At 44.4% G+C, this 24,062-nt stretch carries 22 protein-coding genes, 9 tRNA genes, 1 rRNA gene and 1 riboswitch; of the genes, 26 read left to right on the top strand and 6 right to left on the bottom strand.

Annotated elements, in window-relative coordinates; translation table 11 throughout:
• Positions 1 to 76 precede the first annotated feature (76 nt).
• The 3 genes from M3234_RS24425 (at position 77) to M3234_RS24415 (ending at position 2,363) form a co-directional block, all read left to right on the top strand.
• A complete protein-coding gene (locus M3234_RS24425) occupies positions 77 to 1,261 on the top strand; it encodes an MFS transporter (protein ID WP_262307204.1) in 1,185 nt (394 codons plus the stop codon).
• 59 nt (positions 1,262 to 1,320) lie between these two features.
• Positions 1,321 to 1,474: riboswitch (guanidine-I (ykkC/yxkD leader) on the top strand.
• Between the two features lie 233 nt (positions 1,475 to 1,707).
• Entirely contained in the window at positions 1,708 to 2,049 is a 342-nt protein-coding gene (locus tag M3234_RS24420; RefSeq protein WP_262307203.1) for a DMT family transporter, read from the top strand.
• On the top strand, positions 2,049 to 2,363 hold the full coding sequence (locus M3234_RS24415; protein ID WP_262307202.1) for a DMT family transporter: 315 nt from the start codon (positions 2,049 to 2,051) through the stop codon (positions 2,361 to 2,363). The genes M3234_RS24420 and M3234_RS24415 overlap by 1 nt, the downstream gene beginning before the upstream one ends.
• A gap of 94 nt (positions 2,364 to 2,457) precedes the next feature.
• Here M3234_RS24415 and uptA read toward each other — a convergent pair whose 3' ends face one another.
• The 3 genes from uptA to mgtE all read right to left on the bottom strand — a co-directional run bounded on the left by uptA (position 2,458) and on the right by mgtE (position 5,907).
• On the bottom strand, positions 2,458 to 3,051 hold the full coding sequence (gene uptA / locus M3234_RS24410) for an undecaprenyl phosphate transporter UptA (protein WP_262307201.1): 594 nt from the start codon (positions 3,049 to 3,051) through the stop codon (positions 2,458 to 2,460).
• Positions 3,052 to 3,227: 176 nt separating this feature from the next.
• Complete coding sequence (locus M3234_RS24405; RefSeq protein ID WP_262307200.1) at positions 3,228 to 4,412, bottom strand: FtsW/RodA/SpoVE family cell cycle protein; 1,185 nt, start codon at positions 4,410 to 4,412, stop codon at positions 3,228 to 3,230.
• A 136-nt stretch (positions 4,413 to 4,548) separates the two neighbouring features.
• A complete protein-coding gene (gene mgtE / locus M3234_RS24400) occupies positions 4,549 to 5,907 on the bottom strand; it encodes a magnesium transporter (RefSeq protein WP_262307199.1) in 1,359 nt (452 codons plus the stop codon).
• A gap of 283 nt (positions 5,908 to 6,190) precedes the next feature.
• Between mgtE and M3234_RS24395 the strand changes: the two genes are divergently transcribed.
• A complete protein-coding gene (locus M3234_RS24395) occupies positions 6,191 to 6,967 on the top strand; it encodes a hypothetical protein (protein ID WP_262307198.1) in 777 nt (258 codons plus the stop codon).
• 38 nt (positions 6,968 to 7,005) lie between these two features.
• On the opposite strand, the gene M3234_RS24390 is transcribed toward M3234_RS24395, so the two are convergent.
• Positions 7,006 to 7,668, bottom strand: coding sequence for a sulfite exporter TauE/SafE family protein (locus tag M3234_RS24390; RefSeq protein ID WP_262307197.1), 663 nt, complete (start codon positions 7,666 to 7,668; stop codon positions 7,006 to 7,008).
• Between the two features lie 216 nt (positions 7,669 to 7,884).
• Here M3234_RS24390 and M3234_RS24385 point away from each other — a divergent pair, with 216 nt between their 5' ends.
• The 5 genes from M3234_RS24385 (at position 7,885) to M3234_RS24365 (ending at position 14,762) form a co-directional block, all read left to right on the top strand.
• Positions 7,885 to 8,964: a D-alanine--D-alanine ligase gene (locus M3234_RS24385; protein WP_262307196.1), complete on the top strand. Its 1,080-nt coding sequence runs from the start codon at positions 7,885 to 7,887 to the stop codon at positions 8,962 to 8,964.
• A gap of 60 nt (positions 8,965 to 9,024) precedes the next feature.
• Positions 9,025 to 10,401, top strand: a complete 1,377-nt coding sequence (locus M3234_RS24380) for a UDP-N-acetylmuramoyl-tripeptide--D-alanyl-D-alanine ligase (RefSeq protein WP_262307195.1) — start codon at positions 9,025 to 9,027, stop codon at positions 10,399 to 10,401.
• Positions 10,402 to 10,762: 361 nt separating this feature from the next.
• A complete protein-coding gene (locus tag M3234_RS24375) occupies positions 10,763 to 12,259 on the top strand; it encodes a degradosome RNA helicase CshA (RefSeq protein ID WP_262307194.1) in 1,497 nt (498 codons plus the stop codon).
• A 579-nt stretch (positions 12,260 to 12,838) separates the two neighbouring features.
• On the top strand, positions 12,839 to 13,318 hold the full coding sequence (locus M3234_RS24370; RefSeq protein ID WP_262307193.1) for a PH domain-containing protein: 480 nt from the start codon (positions 12,839 to 12,841) through the stop codon (positions 13,316 to 13,318).
• Positions 13,311 to 14,762, top strand: coding sequence for a PH domain-containing protein (locus tag M3234_RS24365; protein WP_262307192.1), 1,452 nt, complete (start codon positions 13,311 to 13,313; stop codon positions 14,760 to 14,762). The genes M3234_RS24370 and M3234_RS24365 overlap by 8 nt, the downstream gene beginning before the upstream one ends.
• Here the strand turns inward: M3234_RS24365 and M3234_RS24360 are convergent.
• Entirely contained in the window at positions 14,759 to 15,355 is a 597-nt protein-coding gene (locus M3234_RS24360; protein ID WP_262307191.1) for a rhomboid family intramembrane serine protease, read from the bottom strand. The genes M3234_RS24365 and M3234_RS24360 overlap by 4 nt on opposite strands.
• 91 nt (positions 15,356 to 15,446) lie before the next feature.
• On the opposite strand from M3234_RS24360, the gene acpS reads away from it, so the two are divergent.
• The 6 genes from acpS (at position 15,447) to M3234_RS24330 (ending at position 21,943) form a co-directional block, all read left to right on the top strand.
• Positions 15,447 to 15,794, top strand: coding sequence for a holo-ACP synthase (acpS, locus tag M3234_RS24355; protein ID WP_262307190.1), 348 nt, complete (start codon positions 15,447 to 15,449; stop codon positions 15,792 to 15,794).
• Positions 15,795 to 15,960: 166 nt separating this feature from the next.
• Entirely contained in the window at positions 15,961 to 16,977 is a 1,017-nt protein-coding gene (locus M3234_RS24350) for a LolA family protein (RefSeq protein WP_262307189.1), read from the top strand.
• Positions 16,978 to 17,103: 126 nt separating this feature from the next.
• A complete protein-coding gene (gene alr, locus M3234_RS24345; protein WP_262307188.1) occupies positions 17,104 to 18,261 on the top strand; it encodes an alanine racemase in 1,158 nt (385 codons plus the stop codon).
• A 270-nt stretch (positions 18,262 to 18,531) separates the two neighbouring features.
• Positions 18,532 to 18,813 carry a CopG family ribbon-helix-helix protein gene (locus M3234_RS24340; RefSeq protein ID WP_066321588.1) on the top strand — a complete coding sequence of 94 codons (282 nt, stop codon included), beginning with the start codon at positions 18,532 to 18,534 and terminating at the stop codon, positions 18,811 to 18,813.
• A gap of 4 nt (positions 18,814 to 18,817) precedes the next feature.
• Positions 18,818 to 19,168, top strand: a complete 351-nt coding sequence (gene ndoA / locus M3234_RS24335) for a type II toxin-antitoxin system endoribonuclease NdoA (protein ID WP_019156408.1) — start codon at positions 18,818 to 18,820, stop codon at positions 19,166 to 19,168.
• A 603-nt stretch (positions 19,169 to 19,771) separates the two neighbouring features.
• The gene (locus tag M3234_RS24330; protein WP_262307187.1) at positions 19,772 to 21,943 is read left to right on the top strand and encodes a Tex family protein; all 2,172 of its coding nucleotides are present in this window, start codon (positions 19,772 to 19,774) and stop codon (positions 21,941 to 21,943) included.
• Positions 21,944 to 22,114: 171 nt separating this feature from the next.
• Here the strand turns inward: M3234_RS24330 and cmpA are convergent, their stop codons facing one another.
• The gene (gene cmpA, locus M3234_RS24325; protein ID WP_156431412.1) at positions 22,115 to 22,228 is read right to left on the bottom strand and encodes a cortex morphogenetic protein CmpA; all 114 of its coding nucleotides are present in this window, start codon (positions 22,226 to 22,228) and stop codon (positions 22,115 to 22,117) included.
• A gap of 97 nt (positions 22,229 to 22,325) precedes the next feature.
• On the opposite strand from cmpA, the gene M3234_RS24320 reads away from it, so the two are divergent.
• The 11 genes from M3234_RS24320 to M3234_RS24270 all read left to right on the top strand — a co-directional run.
• Positions 22,326 to 22,799, top strand: coding sequence for a SprT family protein (locus M3234_RS24320; RefSeq protein WP_262307186.1), 474 nt, complete (start codon positions 22,326 to 22,328; stop codon positions 22,797 to 22,799).
• Between the two features lie 121 nt (positions 22,800 to 22,920).
• Positions 22,921 to 22,995: transfer RNA gene (locus M3234_RS24315), tRNA-Asn, on the top strand.
• A gap of 3 nt (positions 22,996 to 22,998) precedes the next feature.
• A tRNA-Ser gene (locus M3234_RS24310) sits at positions 22,999 to 23,089 on the top strand.
• A gap of 14 nt (positions 23,090 to 23,103) precedes the next feature.
• Positions 23,104 to 23,175, top strand: a tRNA-Glu gene (locus M3234_RS24305).
• 59 nt (positions 23,176 to 23,234) lie between these two features.
• Positions 23,235 to 23,309: transfer RNA gene (locus M3234_RS24300), tRNA-Gln, on the top strand.
• 8 nt (positions 23,310 to 23,317) lie between these two features.
• Positions 23,318 to 23,402: transfer RNA gene (locus M3234_RS24295), tRNA-Leu, on the top strand.
• A gap of 72 nt (positions 23,403 to 23,474) precedes the next feature.
• Positions 23,475 to 23,560, top strand: a tRNA-Leu gene (locus M3234_RS24290).
• A 58-nt stretch (positions 23,561 to 23,618) separates the two neighbouring features.
• Positions 23,619 to 23,695 (top strand) — tRNA-Arg (locus M3234_RS24285).
• Between the two features lie 15 nt (positions 23,696 to 23,710).
• Positions 23,711 to 23,787, top strand: a tRNA-Pro gene (locus M3234_RS24280).
• Positions 23,788 to 23,815: 28 nt separating this feature from the next.
• Positions 23,816 to 23,889, top strand: a tRNA-Gly gene (locus M3234_RS24275).
• A 105-nt stretch (positions 23,890 to 23,994) separates the two neighbouring features.
• A 16S ribosomal RNA gene (locus M3234_RS24270) occupies positions 23,995 to 24,062 on the top strand; the annotation flags it as partial.

Raw genomic sequence — 24,062 nt, 5'->3', positions numbered from 1 at the left:
GTGCAGAAGCGGTTTTTCATTTTTCTGAAGGGAAGATGGACAAAATAGAAGAAAAGAGAGAGGAACTTTATTTTTTATGGAAAAACAGCTGGAAAGACCGAAAGAAAAAATTTGGACAAGGGATTTTGTACTCATATGTTTAGCTAATTTTTTTATATTTCTTGGGTTTCAGATGACGCTTCCGACCATTCCTTTATTTGTGAAAGATTTGGGCGGCAATGACCAGTTAATCGGACTTGTCATTGGGATTTTTACCTTTTCGGCACTGCTGCTCCGTCCCTATGCTGGAAATGCACTTGAAACGAAGGGCAGAGGTTTTGTTTATATCCTTGGTTTAGCGATTTTCGTGCTTTCCGTGGGCTCGTTCGGATTTTTGCCAAGTATCGTCCTGCTGTTTATGATGAGGGTTGTTCAAGGTGTCGGCTGGGGTTTTTCCACGACCGCATCAGGCACGATTGCCACGGATTTAATCCCGGCCACAAGGCGCGGTGAGGGCATGGGCTATTACGGCTTATCCGGGAATGTGGCGCTGGCATTGGGACCATCGCTTGGGTTAATTTTAGCGGGGAAGCTCTCATTTGACGTATTTTTCCTCATTTGTGCAGGGTTAGGACTGGCAGCCTTACTGTTGTCATTGAGAATTAGTTATAAGAAGGCGGAACCAAAGCAGGTAAAAACGAAAGGAAAGCACGATTTTTATGAAAAGTCAGCCTTGAAGCCTTCGGTATTGTTATTCTTTATTACCGTTACATTTGGTGGAATCGCCTCATTCCTTCCGCTGTACACTGCCCAAAAGGAAATTGAGGGCATTCAGTGGTATTTCTTGTATTATGCGGTTGCCTTAATGGTTACAAGGGCATTTGCCGGGCAATTGTATGACCGCAAAGGGCATCAGGCCGTATTTATTCCGGGAACATTCCTGATTCTGCTTGCGATGATCCTGCTGGTGTGGCTGCCGAACAGCCTGGTTCTTTATATCGCTGCCTGTCTTTATGGTTTAGGTTTTGGCACGGTGCAGCCTGCCCTTCAGGCCTGGGCAATCGAAAAATCGCCAATCAACCGGCGCGGAATGGCCAATGCCACCTTCTTCTCATTCTTTGATTTAGGGATCGGGATAGGGGCCATGATATTTGGCCAGGTTGGGCATATGTTTGGCTACAGCAGCATATACATAGGCTCGGCCATCTCAGTATTCATCACAATGATGTTGTATGTTTATTTTTTAGTAAAAGAAAAGGGCGGGGTCACTAAGCAAGGCTAATAAAATTTTCCACTCCCAATCGCCGCCTTTTGTGTTAAAATAAAAACCAAAATCAATATTGAAAAGTTTTCTAGGGTTCCGCGGCTTATTTAGGTAAGCCGGCCCGGTCCGAGAGAAAACGCACAGATTGGACTTTGGAAATTGTTCAGCTTGGCGCCTGGTCAAGGAGCTTCCGCTTTTCTGTGTACACGGAGGGATAAAAGCCTGGGAGATTACTGATGATACAGTTATCTCCCAGGCTTTTTGTATGGTAAAGGGGCGGAGCGCCGCATAAGTGCAATAATTTATATGCAGTTGAAGCAAATGATAAATTTTTGGATTTTTAATTTTGTTTAGTCTAGCTCTGCTCACACCGCCTTTATTGGCAATTATCGGTACACTAAAAAATTTCTTATATAGTATATTTGGGGTAATTTCCATTGGTATGAGGGAAAGGAGTAAAAGAAATGAATCTACAATGGATAAAAGTATTCTTTGCCGCTTTTTTTGAAGTGTTTTGGGTGATTGGTTTAAAGCATGCAGATAGTGCTTTGGAATGGGCCGGGACTGTTGTGGCCATAATTGTGAGTTTTTACGCATTGATTGCGGCGGGGAACAAACTCCCTGTTGGCACGGTGTATGCAGTCTTTGTTGGATTGGGTACCGCTGGAACTGTAATATCAGAGATTCTCTTTTTTGGGGGACGATTTGAAACGGCAAAAATCCTGTTGATTCTTGTGCTACTGGCAGGAGTAATCGGGTTGAAGTTGGTTACTAAAGATTCTGTTGGGGAAGGGGGAGATTCTTGATGGCCTGGATTTCATTGGTGCTGGCAGGACTATGTGAAATGTTCGGTGTGGTGATGATTAATAAAGTGCATCAAGACCGCAATTGGCAATCCTATCTATTGTTGGCGGCCGGTTTTGGCGCAAGCTTCTTATTCCTTGCTTATGCAATGAAAATACTGCCGATGGGCACGGCATACGCCATCTGGACGGGTATCGGTGCATCCGGCGGCGCGATACTGGGCATGCTGCTTTATAATGAATCGAGGGATTGGAAACGGCTCGTATTTATCTTTATGGTTCTGGGGGCAGCCATAGGGTTGAAGCTTGTTTCCTAATTGGATTGCCGACAAAATTGGCTAAAAATCAAAGAAAAGTGCCGCCAATAAAAATATGAAACAGCTTCACTAAAGCAAAAACCACCGGTCACAATTAATCGGTGGTTTTTCTTGTTTTTTGATATAGGAAATAGATAACGCCAACAATTAACGCACCGATAATGATCGGCATGACGTATGGTTGAGCAAATTCTTTAATATCAGCCCAGTTTTTGCCAAGAATTTTCCCTAAGTAAAGGAAGAGGATGGTCCATGGAATGATTGCTGCAACCGTATACAGCGTAAATTTCATTGCCGACATTTTAGCGATACCGGCAGGAATGGAGATCGCGTGACGGACAACGGGAATGAACCTCGCTGAGAAAATAACCCCGGCGCCATATTTGCGAAACCAAAGTTCAGCAATATCGATATGTTTCTTTTTGATTAGTACATATTTTCCGTATTTCTCCAGGAACGGCCTGCCGCCATAATAACCGGCCCAATATAAAAATAATTGGGCAAGCGTCCCGCCGATCGTCCCGGCAATGACTGCCCCAACCCAGCCAATTTTACCTTGCGAGATCATATAACCGCCATAGCCAAGCACGATTTCACTAGGAATAATCTCAATCATTAAACCTAATGCAATCCCGAAATAGCCCAATCCGGATAAGAAATCTAAAATCGTAAAAATAAACTCTTTCATAAATGCACCTTCACTTATGATAAATTAGTCGCTTTAAATAGTTTATAATAGTTTGTCTGATAATGAAATAAATATGGGTTTTGACATTCCCCGTAAAAAAGGCAGCGAAACCGCCGCCTCTTCCTAATTGGTCACTCTCGCCAGTCAGTTCCTGAAAACTGCTCAAGCCCCCAATCCTATGTGCCAATTGAATTGTCCGTCGAAAACATATAGTTGCGATGGTGATAGCGAATGCTGTAGACAAGGCCCATTGCAAACATATTGCCCATTAACGAGCTTCCCCCGTAGCTAATGAACGGCAGCGGAATTCCGGTAATTGGCAGGACCTGAATCGTCATGCCGACATTTTGGAACACATGGAACGTAATCATGCTGATGATACCCGTACAGACATATGTGTTAAACGGATCATTCGTATCTAGAGCGGTTTTGATTAAATGGTAAATCAACAAGAAATACAGGCCGATTACGACACTGCCCCCGAAAAAGCCATATTCCTCACCGATGACACTGAAAATAAAATCGGTGTGGGCCTCAGGGACATAGACTTCACCGTTTCCGAAACCCTTGCCGGAAATAAGCCCGGAGCCAATCGCGCTTAACGATTTCATCAAATGATAGCTCGAGCTGGATGTATGGTTAACCGGGTCAAGCCAGGAATAAATTCGGTTCAGTTGATAGGTTTTAGCACCGAGGAATTTTTCAATAATTTCCGGTTTTATTATTACAAGATAAAAGATTAGCCCTACAAATGCGGCTCCTGCACCATAGATTGGCAAAATAATCTTCCAGGAGATCCCCGAAACGAGTATCACACCTGTAAAAATGGCCATAACCACCAGCGCTGTCCCCAAATCCTCGACCACGATCATTCCGAGCGGTACCGCCGTTATAGCACCAAGTTTTATTAATAAAAATAAATCTGTCGTTAGTGTTTTCTCCAGATATTTCTCATTGTGGGCGGCAACAGCCCGGCTTAGCGCCAAAATTAAAAAGATTTTGACGAACTCGGACGGCTGTATTGTTCCTAACCCTTTAATCTGAAACCAGTTTTTCGAGCCATTTATCGGACGTGCAATACTCTCAGGGGCAACGGCCAGAAAAACTAATAATAAAATGCCAAACCCGTATAAAACCCAAGCCAGCTTGCGATATTGATAGCTGTCAAAAAACATGGATCCTAAAATAATCCCCGCTCCGACGCAATACCAGAAAACCTGCATAATCAGGAAGTTGCGGTCTCCATACTGCCCGGTCGCCTGGGCACTGTAAATGGCCGCGCAACTGACCAAGAAAAAGAGAAATAATAGTAAAGTTAATGACCAATCAAATCGATCCGATTTTTTTATGTATTTTTCCATCATCAACACCCAGTTTACCTTAAAGTTAATTCAAGACTAGCAGAGAAACCAAATCCTCACAACAAATTTTCTAGGCAAAATATGACATACCCATAAATACATAACGTTTATCACGGTCAAAAGGTTTCAAAAAGACTTACATTAAATGTGTTAAAAAGGCAGTGGCAATCCCAAAATAGGTGAGCAGTGAAAAAATATCATTTAATGTAGTAATCAGCGGTCCTGACGCCACCGCAGGGTCGATATTCAGTCGGTAAAGCACAATCGGGATGACGGTTCCGGCCAAAGTTCCAATTATCAAAGTAAAAAACAGCGAACAGCCGACGACAAAGCCTAAAATCAGGCTCCCTTGCCAAATATAAGCGATAACGGAGATTAAAATCGCACAAATCACCCCTATTGAAATGCCGACACCCAGTTCCCGCATAATCAACCGAAAAATTACTTTTTTATCTATATCATGCGAAATGAGCCCTCTGACGACAACGGCAAGCGACTGGGTGCCTGTATTCCCTGTCATCCCAGCGATCATCGGCATAAAAAACGTTAACGCGACAACCTGCTTCAAGGTATCTTCAAAACTGGAGATAATTCGGCCAGAAAGGACGCCAATAAATAAAAGCAGGATAAGCCAAGGGAGTCGTCTTGCTGCCGCGACAAGTGTTTTCGTTTCAAAATCGATCGACTTACCGGTTGCGGATAACTTTTCAATATCTTCATTGGCTTCTTTCATGACGACGTCGATCACGTCGTCGACTGTAATGATTCCAAGCAGGACATTATTCTCATCGACAACGGGCACGGAGATAAAATCGTAGCGCTGAACAGTTTTCGCGACTTCTTCCTGGTCGGTTGTATCCGTGACGGATATGACCCGCTCAAACATGATATTGTTAATTTTCTCATCAGGTTCCGCCAATAACAAATCGCGGTAAGAAACGACCCCGGCAAGCCTGCGCCCCTCATCGATAACGTATAAATAATTGAGCGACTCGGCAAATTGGGCAAAGCTTTTCAGCTTATCAACCGCTTCCCTGACCGTAAAATAATTACGAATCCAAACGAACCGGTTGTTCATGATCCTTCCGGCCGTTTCAGGCGGATATTTCATGATATCCTTGACCGCCTCTGATTCCTCAATTTTCATCTCAGATAGCAGCGAGTCGATTTTCTCGGGAGATAGTTCATGCAATAATGTTGCCAGGTCATCATTGTCCATTAAATTAAGGACCTTGCTTGATTTTTCAATCCCCAGCTTATTTAATAAATCCAGCTGTTCTTCTTTATCAAGCTCCTCCATCAGGTCCACAAGCAGATCCATTTTTAAAAACAGCAGAAACCGCCCCTTGTACTTTTCCGGCAGTTCCTTATAAATGGCGGCTACATCGTACGGCTGAAGCTCATCGATGATTGTTTCAAAGTCCGATTTTTTATTCTCGGTCAGCATAGTGATGATCATTAAACTTATTTCTTCATGCGTCATATCTTTTATCACGGAAGTCACTCCTTTCCGGCCGGGCCTGATCCCGAGGTGCCGTGCGAGGTTTACTATAAAAGGCTCTATACACCTGTTAATAGTATGCGATATTACAGCCGGAAAATCGACCGTAAAAAGTTACAGGAATATTAATCAAAGGATACTTTTTGTAAAACAATTGAAATAAGCTATTTGGCCTATTATTTGTTAAAATGAATAGGTGTGAAATAAAAGGAATTTCCAGTACGAGGAAACTTATAATAATATTTATTCAATTGTTGTTGATCGGAGGAGTTTGGCAGTGAAAAAGCATCATCAGGACATACGGGATCTAGTCTATATCCATTTAAATCAATCGGACCAGTATGTGCTAACCCATGGTATAGAATTCACTGAATTTGCTGCTGTCTTTTCGGGTTCATTAAATAACTTGCTTCTGCTCCAACACCGTTTTGATGATGCTGATTTTAATATGCATACCCTGCTCGAATATTGTCCGGATGATCGGATTGGCAAATTGGCTGCAGACGATGTTTATGGATACGGAAACTTCTGCTGGATTGATTTTCAGGAGGAAGAAGGGCTAAATGAACTGACAGGGCAGGAAATGGCGGAATTACTATACTTGGGCCACCATAAACACCATTTAAAAATGCCGTTCTATAATAAATTGGGCAATCGCTTTGTGTATTTGGCCCATGATGATGGCTGGTTCAACAAAACCTATTATCGCACGTTTAAGGATTTCTTTCAGCTATTAAGCGACACGATTGCTGCCAAGCTTGGCGAATTGAAGCCTGAAAAGTCTTTGCTTGGGCTCCGGAAAAAACGGACTTATCCGCCGGTGAATAAGGAAATTCTCCTGTCATTGACGCCGTTTTTTAAGGAAGGGCTTTGTCTAGCTTTAAAGGATGCAGATGTGCAACGGACAAAGATTGAAATACCTGCTTGGGTTCTTGGGGACTTTGCCAATATGGATGATATGTACGAGGAATATCAGGAAATGGCCGATAAACCATGCCATGCCAAAATTATTTATGACAAAAAGACAAAAGAATGGAAGCTGAATGTAATATAAACGGGGTGACTCAAGAGGGTCACCCCCAGGTTTTTCAATCATGAAAACCATAGCGAAAACAATCCCTCGTTAACACCCAGGTTATACATATAATAAAGGCCGAACAGAATACTGATAATTCCTGCCACATTATTTAACTTACGGTTAATTTGTTTTCCGGACGTCAATACAAAAGGCAGACCAATGATTGTTGAAAAGGAGAGCATGCCGACAACGGTGCCAAAGCCAAAAATCAAGATATACAAGGCACCCTCCCAGACGGTTGATACAGTGCTCATCGTTAACAGCACCATTGCGGCACTTCCGGCAAGACCGTGAATAAACCCGATAAAAAACGACTTCAACTGCGGCCGGCTTTTGCCATTTGACGTCTCATGAGAGTGACTGTGCTTATGCTTATGGGGAACAACCTTATGAAGGCTTGACATGCCCAAGGTGACAAGCATAACCCCGACTAAAAATTCCAGGCTCATGGCAAGCATATCTGTGATGGTATTTTTAGCGACAATCATAACCATTCCAAAAATGAATAGTGTGGCTGTATGCCCAATTCCCCAGTAGATTCCGGCAAACGTCGAACGTTTGATATTTTTTGATTCGCTGGCAATGGTGGAAACGGCAATAACATGGTCAGGTTCAATTGCATGCTTGATTCCAAGCAGAAATCCAAATAATAATACTGATAAAAACGTCCCCGACATTTTTTGGCACCTCCAAAATATGTGTCTACAAAATTATCTTACAGGAAAAAACAGCCACTTTTTGGCGAAATCTTGACAAATTTCCGAGAGATTGTTGTGAGGCAAGCACCATGATTCATATACTAGAAAAAAAACATTAAAACATGACCAGAGGTATTTCCTTTCTGATTTAATAAAGTGTTAAAATAGATTGAATGAAAAAATGGAGGCACTTGTATGAAAACAAAATTAGGTTTGTTATATGGCGGAAAATCTGCGGAGCATAAGGTATCAATGCAAACGGCTCTGGCGGTTATTAAGGCATTAAATCTTGAAAAATTCGATATTTATCCGATTTACATAAATGTTGATGGCCAGTGGATTAAAGGGCCGCAATTAACCGCTCCACCAGAAAATATTAGCCAGCTCGAATTTTCCCAAGCGGGCCAGCTGTCAACAGCCTCATTTACCCCGGCACTATTCCAGGCAGAGCAGCAGGAAAATGCACAGCTTGATGTCATTTTCCCGCTTTTGCACGGGCCTAACGGCGAGGACGGAACCGTACAGGGATTACTGGAGCTTTTAAACCTTCCGTATGTCGGTAATGGAGTTCTGGCCTCTGCAGCAGGTATGGATAAAGTGATGATGAAAAATGTTTTTGCCCAGGCTGACCTAGCCCAAGTTCATTACGTTTCGTTTATCAAAAGCGAATGGCAGAAGGACCAGGAAGCGGCCTGTGCCAAGGTTGAAGCGGCGATTGGTTATCCGTGCTTTGTCAAACCGGCCAATCTCGGATCGAGTGTTGGAATCAGCAAGTGCCGAAACAGAGCGGAACTACAGACGGCATTCGTGGAGGCATTCCAGTTTGACCGGAAAGTAATTATTGAAGAAGGCGTCGTGGCTCGTGAAATCGAAGTTGGCGTCCTTGGAAACGATGAACCGCAATGTTCAGTTGCCGGTGAAATTGTTCCGAAAAAGGATTTTTACGACTATAAAGCGAAATATGAAGATGGCGATACGGCCCTGATCATTCCAGCCGATGTAACAGAGGAGGAGTATAAGGAAATTAAAGATATGGCAATACGCTCCTTTAAAGCGTTGGATTGTTCCGGACTGGTGCGCGCTGATTTCTTTTTGACAGAGGAAGGGAAAGTCCTGATTAATGAGGTAAATACCATGCCTGGCTTTACCCCATTCAGCATGTTCCCGCTGTTGTGGAAGCATACCGGTGTCGAGTATCCGGAACTAATCGAGCGTCTTGTTAATCTAGCGAAGGAAAGGCATGCCGAAAAGCAGCAGATTAAATACACGTTCTAAGACTGACATGACACGGCTTGCTAATGCCGTGTCGATTTTATATTGAAGGAGGGTTAACCGATGATAAAACGATCATTAAAGCAGATTGCCGAGATGGTTTCTATACAAAATGACATTACCCCGTTTGCTGATATCGTCATATCAGGGGTTACGATCGATTCTCGGAAAATAGAACCAGGGAACCTGTTTGTTCCATTTCAGGGGGAGCATGTTGACGGCCATGATTATGTCATCCAATCGATTCATAATGGCGCGGCCGCCGCGTTATGGCAAAAGGATGTCCCGAACCCGCCGAAGGATCTGCCGATTTTGCTAGTCGATGACTGCCTGGTGGCACTGCAGGAATTGGCTCGCAGCTATCGCAGGGAGCTATCGGTAAAAGTCGTTGGCATTACCGGCAGCAACGGCAAAACGACAGCCAAGGATATGACGTCTAGCTTGTTGGCGTTAAAATATAAGGTGCAAAAAACGGAGGGCAATTTTAATAACCATATTGGCCTGCCATTAACTGTGCTGGGCTTACGGGAAGATACGGAAATTGCGGTTTTGGAGATGGGGATGAGCGGCAGGGGAGAAATTGAATTCCTGACCAAGCTTGCCTGTCCGGATGCTGTTGTGATTACCAACATTGGCGAATCCCACCTGCTTGACCTTGGTTCAAGAGAAGGAATTGCCGAAGCGAAGCTTGAAATTCTTCAGGGGCTTAAAGACGGCGGACTAGCTGTCCTCCACGGAGATGAACCGCTGTTGATGGAGCGGATTCACCGTTTTAAAGGCAATGTCGAGGTGCAGACCTTTGGCCGCAGTGAGACGAATAATCTGTACCCGACTGAAATCCATCAGCTGGATCAAGGAAACAGTTTTAAAATTAATGCTTCGGCTGAAACCTTTGAATTGCCTGTATTGGGAACACATAATATTCTTAATGCCCTGGCTTCGATGCTGATTGCCCGCCATTTTTCCATCCCCTTTGAAAAAATGAAGGAAGGGCTCCGCGGGGTCAAGTTGACAAATATGCGTATGGAACTGGTCGAAGGCAAGCATGGCGAAAAAATCATCAATGATGCCTATAATGCCAGCCCAACTTCCATGATGGCGGCCATTGAACTGGTGGCCAACCTTCGCGGCTATGACCGAAAAATCTTGGTTCTCGGAGACATGCTTGAGCTGGGGCCGCAGGAGGAACAGTATCATTATCAAATTGGCGAAGGCTTGGATCCTGATAAAATTGATTTCGTGTTCACCTATGGTGAACTAGGCAGCCATATTGCCCATGGAGCGCGCAAGACATTAGGGGAACAGCGGGTTTTTGCTTTTATGGAAAAAAGTGAACTTATTAAAGCACTGGATCAGCATGTCGATAATCATTCGCTTGTACTTGTGAAAGCTTCAAGAGGCATGAAGTTGGAAGAAGTGGTCAAAGCACTGCAAAGCTGACAGTTTCTGCCATTGTGAGTTTATTTTTAACAATAAATAGGGACAAGGCTGCAATTAAATGCCTTGTCTCATTTGCATATTCATCATGAAGATGGTATGATTATTTACAATGTGTCTAATGAAGATTAAATGAAAACTCTCGTATCGGCCGGCCGTTTTATGGCAGCTCGAGTGACGTAGTTGAATTTATGTGTACGGAATCAAGAAAGTTTGATTTTGTTTTGGTAAATGAGGGCATACTCCTTGGGAGGAATGTCTTTTTTTTGGTAAAATATATAATGTGAATTGAACCGTAACGGGAGAATAGATTTGGCACTGAATATCAAAAATATTCTTAAATAGATGAAGGAGATTGAAAACATTGACCAAGTTTGAAGATTTAGGTATAAGCCAGGCGACGTTAAAAGCTGTCCTGCGCATGGGTTTTGAGGAAGCCACCCCCATCCAGTCAGAAACGATACCATTGAGCTTAGAAAATAAAGATGTGATTGGCCAAGCTCAGACGGGGACTGGTAAGACGGCAGCATTTGGAATCCCATTGGTTGAAAAGGTTGATACGAGCTTAGAGGCAATTCAGGGGATTATCATTGCCCCAACACGGGAGCTGGCGATCCAAGTATCCGAGGAGCTTTATAAAATCGGTGCCGGCAAGAGAGTGCGAGTCCTGCCAATTTACGGCGGCCAGGACATCGGACGGCAAATTCGTTCATTAAAGAAAGCTCCGCATATTATTGTCGGTACACCGGGACGGCTTCTCGACCATATTAACAGAAGAACTATGCGTCTTGACAATATCCAGACTGTAATTCTAGATGAAGCAGATGAAATGCTCAACATGGGCTTTATTGAGGATATTGAATCCATTTTGGCGGGGATTCCTGAAGAGCGTCAGACATTGCTGTTCTCGGCGACAATGCCCGCGCCAATTCAGCGCATTGCGGAAAAATTCATGAAGGATCCTCAGATTGTCCGCGTGAAAACAAAAGAAATGACTGTACCTTTGATTGAGCAGTATTATGTGGAGGTTCAGGAAAAGAACAAATTTGATATTTTAACAAGACTTCTCGATATTCAATCACCTGAACTGGCAATTGTGTTCGGACGGACAAAGCGCCGTGTCGACGAATTATCAGAGGCATTAAACCTGCGCGGCTATACGGCTGAAGGCATCCATGGCGATTTGAGCCAGGCGAAGCGCTTGTCTGTCCTGCGCAAGTTTAAAGAAGGTTCGATTGATGTGCTTGTGGCAACAGACGTAGCGGCTCGCGGCCTTGATATTTCCGGTGTTACCCACGTGTATAACTTTGACATTCCTCAAGATCCGGAAAGCTATGTTCACCGCATTGGCCGTACTGGCCGTGCCGGCAAAACCGGTGTGGCAATGACGTTTATTACACCGCGTGAAAAGCCATATTTGTTCGTAGTGGAAAAAACCACGAAGCGCAAAATGGAAAGAATGAAGCCACCAACTCTTGATGAGGCATTGGAAGGCCAGCAGCGTGCAGTGGTTGATAAGATTTTAGCAACCATTGATTCGAACAACCTACAATATTACAGAGCGGCTGCTGAGGAATTACTGGAAGCCAATGATGCCGAGACTGTTGTTGCAGCAGTTTTGAAAATGCTGACGAAAGAGCCGGACACAACACCGGTGAAGCTGACGGAAGAAGCGCCGCTTCCAAATAAACGGGAAAGAAAGTCATTTGACCGTGGCGACCGTGGCGGAGACCGCCGCAGAAGGGACGATTCCCGCGGCTACAGATCTGATGACCGCCGGAAAAAGGCGCCCGTAAAACCGCGCGGCGACCGCAGACCTAGCGGCAGCAAGCCGAAGTCAAAAAGCTACAATCATCAATAAGATTATTTAAAAAGCATGGACCATCGTGGTCGGTGCTTTTTTTTGCTTTAGGGTGGAGATTAAGACAGGGAATGCTGTCTAAAAGACAAAATGAGTGTGGTTAGCGTGGAAAGTGTCTAATAGACAGCTTCTAAAAGACAAAATGAGTGCGGTTAGAGTAAAAGTGTCTAATAGACGTCCTCTAAAAGACAAAATGAGTGCTGTTAGAGTGAAAGTGTCTAATAGACGTCCTCTAAAAGACAAAATAGGTGGAGTTAGATGGAAAGTGTCTAATAGACGTCCTCTAAAAGACAAAATGAGTGCTGTTAGAGTGAAAGTGTCTAATAGACAGCTTCTAAAAGACAAAATGAGTGCGGTTAGAGTAAAAGTGTCTAATAGACGTCCTCTAAAAGACAAAATGAGTGCTGTTAGAGTGAAAGTGTCTAATAGACGTCTTCTAAAAAACAAAATAGGTGGAGTTAGAGTGAAAGTGTCTGATAGCGGGTTATCGATAGCAGTTTACCCCACATTTTGCGTACTAGTCCCCCTAATCATTTCCATGTATACTTATATGTGGTAAGCCGCAAAGGGGGTATACGTATGCTAACTGAACCACAAAATCGAATTTCGCCAAAAGCGTTAACGGTGTGGCGGATATCAGGGGTCATTAGAGCAGTTATCGAGTGGTCAATCGCTGCTACAGCGATCGTCCTGCTGCACATTTTCCAAGGGCCGCAATGGATATCCATCATACTCATCATACTTGGCGTTATTTTTACCATATTACATATATTAATCTTTCCGTCGCTAAGGTGGAAGCGCTGGCGCTATGAGGTCAGGGAGGAAGAATTGGAACTGCAGGAGGGAATCTTTATCCGCACCCGCACGCTTGTCCCGATGGTACGCGTCCAGCACGTCGACACAGTCCAGGGGCCCATTCTTAGAAAATACAAACTGGCTTCTGTGATTGTTCATACGGCAGCAACCATGCATACCATTCCCGCCCTCGATGAAACCGAAGCCGAAGAGCTGCGCCACTACATATCAAAATTGGCAAGGGTGGTGGAGGAGGATGTTTGAACCGAAACGGCTTCACCCGATTGCCAGTGTGATCAATACACTTAAAGGAATAAAAAACATGTTGATTCCTGTGGCTGCCATTCTCTTTTCGGCAGGCAGAGATGGCGGATTATCCATGATTTTTTCCTTGATAGCCGCTCTCGTAATCGTCCTTTTCACCTTTGTTTCCGGCATCTTGTCGTGGTACCGCTATACATATAGAATCGAAAATGACGAGGTTCGGATTGAATACGGGATATTCGTCCGCAAAAAACGTTATATACCTTTTGAAAGAATTCAAAGCATAGATTTAACCGAAGGTATTTTGCAACGATTATTTGGGCTTGTTAAAGTGAAAATTGAAACAGCCGGGAGCAGCGGTGACGATGAGGCGGAAGCCGTCCTATCAGCCATCTCCAAGGGAGAAGCAAGTCTCATTCAAGACTATGTCGCGGCAGCGAAAAATGCCGATACCCGGGACACGCAAGCCGAATCGGAAATCGAGCAAATTTTTAACATCTCCACCCGGCAATTGGTCATTCTCTCATTGACCTCCGGCGGCACGGGGGTGGTGATTTCCGCTCTCTTTGCCTTGCTGTCGCAGTTTGATGATCTCATCCCGTTTAAAAGACTGTTCAGGGGTCTCAAGGACTGGGCGATTCATAACCTAATAACCATCGCATTTTTCGTCTTTATCGGCTTATCCATCGCCTGGATGATCGGCCTCATCATCACGATGCTGAAGTATGCGAACTTTGCCGTGGTGAAAAAAGAAGGGGACCTCATCATATCCCAAGGGCTGCTGGAAAAAAAGCAAATAACCGTTCCTTTAAAGCGAATTCAGGCCATTCGTATCAATGAACCGATTATCAGGCAGCTGATCGGCTATGGTACGGTCTATATTGAAAGCGCCGGCGGCTCCTCGGCGAACGAGGAAGGAGCTAATGTCACTTTGCTTCCAATCGTAAAGGTAGACCAGATTCGGTCCATCATCGGACCTTACCTGCCGGAATATGCTCTAACAACGGACTTCACCCCATTGCCAAAGCGGGCCAAGCGGCGATATCTGTTTCGGAGCTGGTTTTTTACAATCCCGGTTGTCACAGCGGCCTTAATTTTTCTGAAAATCTGGGGCTTGCTGGCATTAATCCTTATGGCACTTGGATCGTTTTGGGCCATCGCCAAATTCAAGGCGGGCGGGTGGAGTATTCACCAGCGTCAGTTGAGTTTGAGGTATCGAACCATAGATCGCGTGACCGTTTTTATGTTGAAAAATAAAATTCAGAGCCTCGAAATGCAGGAAAGCTATTTTCAAAGGAGACAGGATTTGGGAACAGTCGGGGCGTCAGTATCCTCTGGATTTGGCGGGGCAGGCGGCACGGTGTCTGATCTGGAAATAAGTGATGTACAAAAAATTTATCAATGGTATTCAAGAGAAAAGCAAAAACAGGGCAGCCTAGATTAGCGGTTAGCCCTGTTTTTTTGCGGAACTGCCCCCAATATAAAACCGCCGAGCAGTCCAAACAGGTGGGCCGTGATATTAATATTCGGCTCAATAAATGTCATAATTAAGCTGATTACGCAAAGTGTGATGATGGTTTGCGAGTTTTGCTTGGAAAGTCTATCTTTATGAAAAACAATCATGGCGATATAATAGCCAAAAAGCCCAAAGATTGCCCCGCTCGAGCCGACGTGGGTGTAAGTCAGTGGCTCCAGCAATAAGGTGGCAACATTGGCAATAAAACCGGAAACTAGATACACCAGCAAAAATCTGGCTCCGCCAAGCATCCGCTCCAGCGCTGGCCCGAATAACACCAGAGAGAAACTGTTAAACAGCATATGCGAAAAACCGCTGTGCATAAAGGTCGGGGTAATGAGCCGCCAAAATTCCCCTTCCATAATATAAAGATTCACTCCGGATAGGTTTTCGATGAACCAGAAGTTTGGGAATACTGGTAAAATGGTTAAAAGATATAAGACGATATGGATCGCCACAATAATCGAAACAATCGGATAGAAGCGAAGAAACTCGTTGAAGCTTTCGGTTCTAGTGAACATGGCCAAACCTCCCCTCAATAACCATGATAGACTTATTTTAATACTTGTACACTAATATGCAGAGTGAATTTTAAATAGAAGGAAGATTGCAATGATTAAAGGAATTGGCATTGATATAATTGAACTTTCCCGAATCGAGGAGTTGATCAGCAGGCAAAAAAAATTCGTCGACCGAATCTTAACGGAAGCAGAAAAACAGCGATTTGAAGACTTGCCGGTGCGGCGAAAGGTTGAATTTTTAGCTGGGAGGTTCGCGGCGAAAGAGGCCTTTGCCAAAGCGGTTGGTACCGGTATTGGTAAGGACCTTTCCTTTCTGGATATTGAGATTGCCTCGGATGACCTCGGTAAGCCATACATTGTAAAGCCCGAAGCAAAGGGACACCTATCTATTTCACACAGTAGAGACTATGCGGTTGCCCAAGTCATTCTCGAGGATTAATTTTTTTAGGCTTGTTTACTTCATTAGCATATTCCCACGGGTTGTCTCATATATTCGTAGAGAATTAGGAGAGACAAGGTCAGCTATGGTCATTTCGGTTATCACTGCCTGATCCCTGCCTTTCTCTTCTCAATAATATGAAATGAGACAAGAAGGGGTTGAAGGAATGAGGAAAAAGTTGTTGCTGCTCATCACGGGGCTGATCGCCATCTTCATGCTCGCCGCCTGCGGCTCTAAATCGCAAGAAGATATAGTGAAGGAGCTGGACGGAAAGCAGAAAGACTTAACAAGCTACAAGGCTAAAGCAAAAATGACTTTAAAGATGGGGTCAGATTCACAGGTTTACGACGTGGAAATCTGGCATATGGATCCGAACTTCTATCGCGTTAATCTGAAAAATGCGGAGAAAGATCAAAGCCAAATGATATTAAGGAATAACGAAGGCGTGTTTGTGCTGACGCCAGCATTGAAAAAGAGCTTCCGCTTCCAAAGCGATTGGCCGCAAAACAGCAGTCAGGCCTACCTGTACGAGTCCCTGATCAATGATATTGTCGCTGACAAGGAAGCCAAATTCTCGACTACGAAACAACATTATGTGTTTGAAACAAAAACCCGCTATCAAAATAATAGTATGCTACCCATACAGGAAATTAAATTGAATAGAAAAGATTTATCGCCAGCTGTAGTAAAAGTGATGGATCCGGATCGCAATGCCCTGGTGACAGTTGAATTTGCCAAAGTAAAATTTAATGCCGATTTTGACAAAGACGACTTCGATATGAAGAAAAACATGACCCGTGCCGAGCTTAACATGCCGGCAATGGCAGGTGGCGGCGACCAATCCTTCACGATTAAATACCCGACATATGAAATTGCAGGCACCAAGCTTATCGGAGAGAAAGAAGTGAAGATTGAGGACGGCAAGCGTGTAGTCCTAACCTATGACGGCAAGAAGAAATCATATACTCTGGTTCAGGAGAAAGTAAAAGCAAAAGCCGCGGCAACGTCACCAACGTATGTGGACGGCGACCTGGTTGACCTTGGCGTCACAATTGGCGCAGTAACAGACAATTCCATCAGCTGGACACAGGATGGGGTCGATTATATGATTGCCTCGAAAAACCTGACACGTGAAGAAATGATTGAAGTGGCTAAATCGGTCCAAGGTGAAGCGGTTAAATAATTTCGTGCAAATACAGGCTCACATTAGTGGCCTGTATTTTGTTTGGCTGCTTTTAAAAATTGGAGACTGCCCTTGTTTTTTGCTAAAATGAAAAAATAATCATTTAAACATTTGGGAAGTGGAATTATGGAGGAGCAGGAATATTTCTATCGGGATACATGGGTAGAAGTCGATTTGGATTGTATCTCAGAGAATGTTTCCGCCGTAAAACAGCTTCTGCCTGCTGATGTGGCACTTTTTGCTGTGGTTAAAGCAAATGCATATGGGCATGGAGATATCCAGGTGGCAAAGACGGCGCTTGATGCCGGGGCAGTCTATTTGGCGGTTGCGTTTATGGATGAAGCGATTGCTTTAAGGAATAACGGAATCACAGCACCCATTCTTGTGCTAGGGGCAACGCGCCCGCAGGATGTGAAAGTGGCATCGGACTTTAACATCACGCTAACCGTATTTCAGGAAGAGTGGCTGCACGAAGCGGCCAAGCATTTGCCGCAGGACGCCAAGGTGACGATTCATATTAAGGTCGATACCGGAATGGGGCGGATTGGAGTACGAAACAGTGAGGAATTAAAGCAATTGGAGCGGCTGATTTCGGAGGACGGGCGATTTGTATTTGAAGGCATTTTTACGCACTTTGCCACGGCCGATGAAATGGATAACACATATTTTGAGCAGCAATTTGCCCGATTTGAAAAAATAATCGGCGATTTGGAACGCAGACCAAAATACATTCATTCCAGCAATAGTGCAGCTACAATTCGATTTCCAAAGGCCTATTTCAATGCGGTTCGGCTTGGGATTGCCATGTATGGTTTAACCCCTTCTCCGGAGATGGAAAAAGAAATACCTTTCCCGCTAAAGGAGGCTTTTGCGTTAAAAGCAAAGCTTGTCCATGTGAAAAAATTGCCAAAGGGCGAAAAAGTCAGTTACGGGGCAACCTATGAGAGCGGGGAAGAGGAGTGGATTGGCACGATACCGATCGGTTATGCCGACGGCTGGATTCGCCGGCTGCAGGGGCAGGAGGTGCTCGTGAACGGCAAGCGGTCGCCGATTGTCGGAAGGATCTGTATGGATCAATGCATGATTCGTCTCTCAGAGCAGGTACCGCTTGGGACGACCGTTACATTGATCGGCAGGGAGGGGAATGAAGAGATTTCCGTCAATGAGATTGCCGCCAAACTGGAGACGATTAATTACGAAGTACCCTGCATCATCGCCAAGCGCGTACCCCGACTTTATAAAAAAGGCGGGAAAATTGTCGAGTCAAAAAATTATCTTCTTTGAAAAAAGTAGTCGTTTTTTTTAAAACTTCAACATATTTATGTGAGGGCGGCTGATTTGTGCATAAAAGAACGAAAGATTGGCTTATAATACAATAGGAATGATATTTAGTCTATGCATCGGCTGTGTTTAGTGCTATTATAAAAGATGGTATAGATAATTTATTTTTTACTGCCCATTTTTGGGTAACAGTAACCATGGTTAAATTTTACGTGTAGAAAAAGAAAAAAGCATAAAAAAATTGGTGTGTAGTGATGGTGGAGGTGTATGTTTGTGTCTGAATCCAGCGCAACTACGGAAATCTTAGTAGAATTACCGCAACATCTGTTAACCGAGTTAGATGGTTTCGTTAAGCTCGAAAACGTAAACCGCAGTGAGTTTATCTACCAAGCAACAAAGATGTATTTACGCGAACGTAAAAAGAGACAAATTCGCGAGTCCATGAGACGCGGATACATGGAGATGGCGAAGATTAATCTATTGATTGCATCTGAGGCATTCCAGGCAGAATATGAGGCAGAGCATACAGTCGAACGTCTAGTTAGCGGAGGATAATCCCTTGATTGTCAAACGTGGTGACGTATATTTCGCGGACCTATCCCCAGTTGTTGGTTCTGAACAAGGCGGTGTCCGTCCGGTACTTGTCATCCAAAACGACATCGGGAATCGGTTTAGTCCCACAGTTATTATTGCAGCGATTACGGCTCAAATTCAAAAAGCGAAGCTTCCTACTCATGTTGAAATTGATGCGAAGCGCTACGGATTTGAACGAGATTCGGTCATTCTGTTAGAGCAAATTCGCACAATTGATAAGCAGCGGTTAACCGATAAAATAACCCATCTCGATGACGAAATGATGGAGAAAGTGGATGAAGCCTTGCAAATCAGCCTTGGTCTCATCGAATTTTAAGCAATATGCGCTCTTTATTTAAAGGGCGCTTTTTCATACATAATGCTGTTCTCATACTCAACTGCTCAGGCAAGCTTAACGGCTTGCTTTTCTTTTTGGGAAAAGGCTCCTAAACGACCGAAGTGGTGGATTTACAGGGAGTACGGTCGATAAGAAGGGTTCTAAACGACCGAAGTGATGAATTTACAGGGAGTACGGTCGATAAGAAGGGTTCTAAACGCCCGAAGCGATGGATTTACAGAGTCTACGGTCGATAAGAAGGGTTCTAAACGACCGAAGTGATGAATTTACAGGGAGTACGGTCGATAAGAAGGCTTCTAAACGCCCGAAGCGATGGATTTACAGAGTCTACGGTCGATAAGAAGGGTTCTAAACGCCCGAAGCGATGGATTTACAGGGAGTACGGTCGATAAGAAGGGTTCTAAACGCCCGAAGTGGTGGATTTACAAGGAATACAGTCGATAAGAAGGGCTCTAAACGACCGAGCCGTTGAGCTGATTAGTATGTAAAAGGTTTGCGATACCAAAGACTTATAAATGCCAATAGTAATGAAAAGACCGATTTAATTTGCTAAAATGTAAAGATGGATTGGAGGTTATTCGATTGACTGAAACATTGGTAAAAGACGAGCAGCTATTAGGCAAAGTAGCTGCTGAACTGGCTATATCCTTAAAACAGGTAAAAAGTGTAATAGGCTTATTAGACGAAGGGAATACCGTCCCGTTCATTGCCCGCTACCGGAAAGAAATGACCGGGGCCCTTGATGAGGTGCAAATTCGTTCCATCCAAGAGCGCTGGCAATATATCCAAAACCTCGAGCAGCGGAAGACAGAAGTCCTGAGGATTATAGCTGAGCAGGGAAAATTGACAGACGAACTCCAAAAAAGTATTGTCAAAGCGGATAAACTCCAAGAGGTGGAGGATTTATATCGTCCCTATAAGCAAAAACGCCGGACCAAAGCGACGATTGCCAAAGAAAAAGGATTGGAGCCGCTGGCGCAATGGCTGCTAACTTTTTCAAACGAAAGTATTGATGGAAAAGCAAAAGAATTTCTTTCCGAAGAAAAAGCGGTCCTTACAATTGAGGATGCACTTGCGGGGGCCAAGGACATTATCGCCGAAATGGTTTCCGATGATGCCGACGGCCGTAAATGGACCCGCCGTGAAACATTTAAATCGGGGGCAGTTGTCTCTGTTGCCAAGGATGCCGAGAAAGACGAGAAAAACGTATATGAAATGTACTATGAATACGAAGAACCGGTCAATAAAATTGTTCCGCACCGGACCCTCGCATTAAATCGCGGCGAAAAGGAAGACATCCTGCGGGTAGCAATTAAAATGAATCCCGATACTGTCATTAGCTATCTCTCGAGAAAATGGATCAAAAAACAGCATTCACCTTCCGCAGCCTATGTTTTGGAGGCGATAGAGGACAGCTATAAAAGGCTGATTCAGCCCTCGATTGAGAGGGAAATCCGTGGAGAGCTGACCGAAAAAGCGGAAGAACAGGCGATACATATCTTTTCGGAAAATCTTCGCAATCTGTTATTGCAGCCTCCTCTTAAAGGAAAGATGGTATTGGGGGTTGATCCGGCCTATCGGACAGGCTGTAAGCTTGCAGTAGTCGATGAAACCGGGAAGGTTTTAAAGATTGACGTTATTTATCCGCATCCTCCTGTTTCAAAAATGAAGGACGCCAAGGAGAAGTTTATCAATATACTTCGCGAGTTTAAAGTGGAAATGGTCGCTATCGGAAATGGGACAGCATCCAGGGAAACCGAGCAATTTGTCGCTGATATATTAAAAGAAGCCGGCAGAGAAATCTATTATTTAATCGTCAATGAAGCAGGGGCGAGTGTGTACTCAGCCTCAGACATTGCACGGGAAGAGTTTCCGAACCTCCATGTAGAAGAACGAAGTGCCGTTTCGATTGCCCGCCGCCTTCAGGATCCGCTAGCAGAGTTAGTTAAAATCGATCCGAAATCGGTGGGTGTCGGCCAATACCAGCATGATGTGTCACAAAAACGGCTGTCCGAATCGCTGCACTTTGTCGTGGAGACGGCTGTGAACCAGGTGGGAGTCAATGTAAATACTGCCTCTTCCTCGTTGCTGCAGTATGTCGCTGGCCTTAATAAAACCGCAGCTAACAATATTGTAAAAATGCGCGAAGAGGCCGGAAAGTTTACCAGCCGTTCGCAATTAAAGAAAGTCCCGCGCTTGGGAGCAAAAACGTTTGAACAGGCGATTGGATTCCTTCGTGTATTGGACGGAAAGCAGCCGCTTGACCGGACTGGCATTCACCCGGAAAACTATTCCGAGGTTGAAAAATTGCTGAAGAATCTTGGTTTTTCCGCTGCCGATTTAGGGTCGGAAGAGTTAAAAACCGCATTAAACGGGCTAAATCTTAAGGTTGTTTCAGAAGAGCTCACAATTGGAGAATTAACTTTAAAGGATATTGTCGATGCACTCGTGAGACCGGAACGGGATCCGCGCGATGAACTTCCTGCACCGCTATTGAAAAAGGATGTTTTAAAGCTGGAGGACCTCAAGCCGGGTATGGAACTGCAAGGTACAGTCCGAAATGTGGTTGATTTTGGCGCGTTCGTCGATATTGGCGTTAAGCAGGATGGGCTTGTGCATATTTCCAAGCTAAGCAACCGCTTCGTCAAACACCCGCTCGACATTGTATCCGTTGGGGATGTCGTCACAGTCTGGGTAGATTCAGTCGATATGAAAAAAGGCCGCGTCGCGTTGACGATGCTAAAGCCTTCCTAATGCACAAAACACTGCTCTTATTATCTAGCTCCAGCGCCCTAGCGTCTAGTGTCCTTCACTCTCCGCCCTACGATAAGTCAACGTCGAATCGCCTCCGGCTCTTCGTGTTTCCTTTATCTCAGTTGGAGAGCTCCAGGCCATACGCCGCTGACCAGGGCGCTTGCGCTTTTATTATTGGCAGTGTTTTTTTCTGTAAAAAAACCAGCATTGGTTTAACAGCTTGATCTGATAGCGGTTCTTTTCATAAAAGGCTCTTTTCATTTGGTTTTGAAACCAAGTGGGCATTATGAAAACCTCCCAAAAAGTTAAATCTCATAAGGGGTATAAACAATATATGCTATAATAGGTTGTCACGTTCGAAAGAAAGTGGGGAGACCAAAAAATGAAAGATGCAGAACTTCAAGTGCTCGTTGAAAAAATCTCGTTAGAATCTTTTGGCAAGCCATTTCGCCATAAGGCGACATTTAACCCGAGATTACGTTCAACCGGAGGCCGCTATTTGTTGGGAACCCATAATATTGAAATCAATAGAAAATATCTCGACCAGCTGGGCGAAACCGAATTAATCGGGATCATTAAACATGAATTGTGCCATTATCATCTTCACCTCGAGGGCAAAGGTTACCAGCATCGAGACCCGGAGTTCAAATTTCTTTTGAAAAAAGTAGGGGCGCCACGATTTTGCAACCAGCTCCCGGATGTGAAGAGAAAACGTACCGTGAAGAAAATTCTTTTATATAAGTGTTCAAATTGCAATGTTTCCTTTCAAAGAAAAAGAAGCATCAATACAAGCAAGTATGTTTGCGGGATTTGTAAAGGAAAGCTGGTGAAGGTAAAGGAATTTCATAATGGATAAGGATTTCCTTCATCCAGTTATTTCTATTAAAAATCGTATTGACTTTAGCATGCTACGTCATTATAATTTAAAGAGTCGAAAGGACAACAACCTGTTTTAAAGGTTGTGAAGTTAGTATTATTCCGCAGTAGCTCAGTGGTAGAGCTATCGGCTGTTAACCGATCGGTCGCAGGTTCGAATCCTGCCTGCGGAGCCAATTGGGGAAGTACTCAAGTGGCTGAAGAGGCGCCCCTGCTAAGGGTGTAGGTCGCGTAAGCGGCGCGAGGGTTCAAATCCCTCCTTCTCCGCCAGCTATATAAAATCCGGCCCCTTGGTCAAGCGGTTAAGACACCGCCCTTTCACGGCGGTAACACGGGTTCGAATCCCGTAGGGGTCATCAGGAATGGGGAATGAAAAGCAATTCATTTCCTGTTTCTTATCTAATTTAATGATTATTGGGCTATAGCCAAGCGGTAAGGCAACGGACTTTGACTCCGTCATTCGTTGGTTCGAATCCAGCTAGCCCAGCCATTTAACTCGCGGGTGTGGCGGAATTGGCAGACGCACCAGACTTAGGATCTGGCGCCGCAAGGCGTGGGGGTTCGACTCCCTTCACCCGCACCAAAAATTTCCTGTTGAAAAGAACAAGGAAATATGGTATGATTATTTTTGTCGCTAAATTAGCGATTTAGCAATGCGGTCGTGGCGGAATGGCAGACGCGCTAGGTTGAGGGCCTAGTGGTGGCAACACCGTGGAGGTTCAAGTCCTCTCGGCCGCACCAAAAATTATATTGACATAGCAAATTAGCTGTGATACAATATGAAAGTTGCATTAAATGAGCGCCCGTAGCTCAATTGGATAGAGCGTCTGACTACGGATCAGAAGGTTATGGGTTCGACTCCTGTCGGGCGCGCCATATAAATTATTGTTTCGGGAAATAGCTCAGCTTGGTAGAGCACTTGGTTTGGGACCAAGGGGTCGCAGGTTCGAATCCTGTTTTCCCGACCATTCTAAATGAAGTTAAAAAATTATATTTGCGGGTGTAGTTTAGTGGTAAAACCACAGCCTTCCAAGCTGTTGTTGTGGGTTCGATTCCCATCACCCGCTCCAATAAGATTGTTCTTTGAAAACTAAACAAACAAAAACGTCAACAATAAAACATTCATTTCTTTCGAAATGAAGCCAACGTAACTTTATGAGCTAATCAACTCAACTTTATTGGAGAGTTTGATCCTGGCTCAGGACGAACGCTGGCGGCGTGCCTAATACATGCAAGTCGAGCG

Origin of the sequence: Neobacillus niacini (assembly GCF_023715785.1) — a bacterium.
GTDB lineage: Bacteria > Bacillota > Bacilli > Bacillales > Cytobacillaceae > Neobacillus > Neobacillus niacini_E.
Note: the sequence above shows the minus strand (reverse complement) of the source record. Positions and strands in the feature narration are given on the sequence as shown.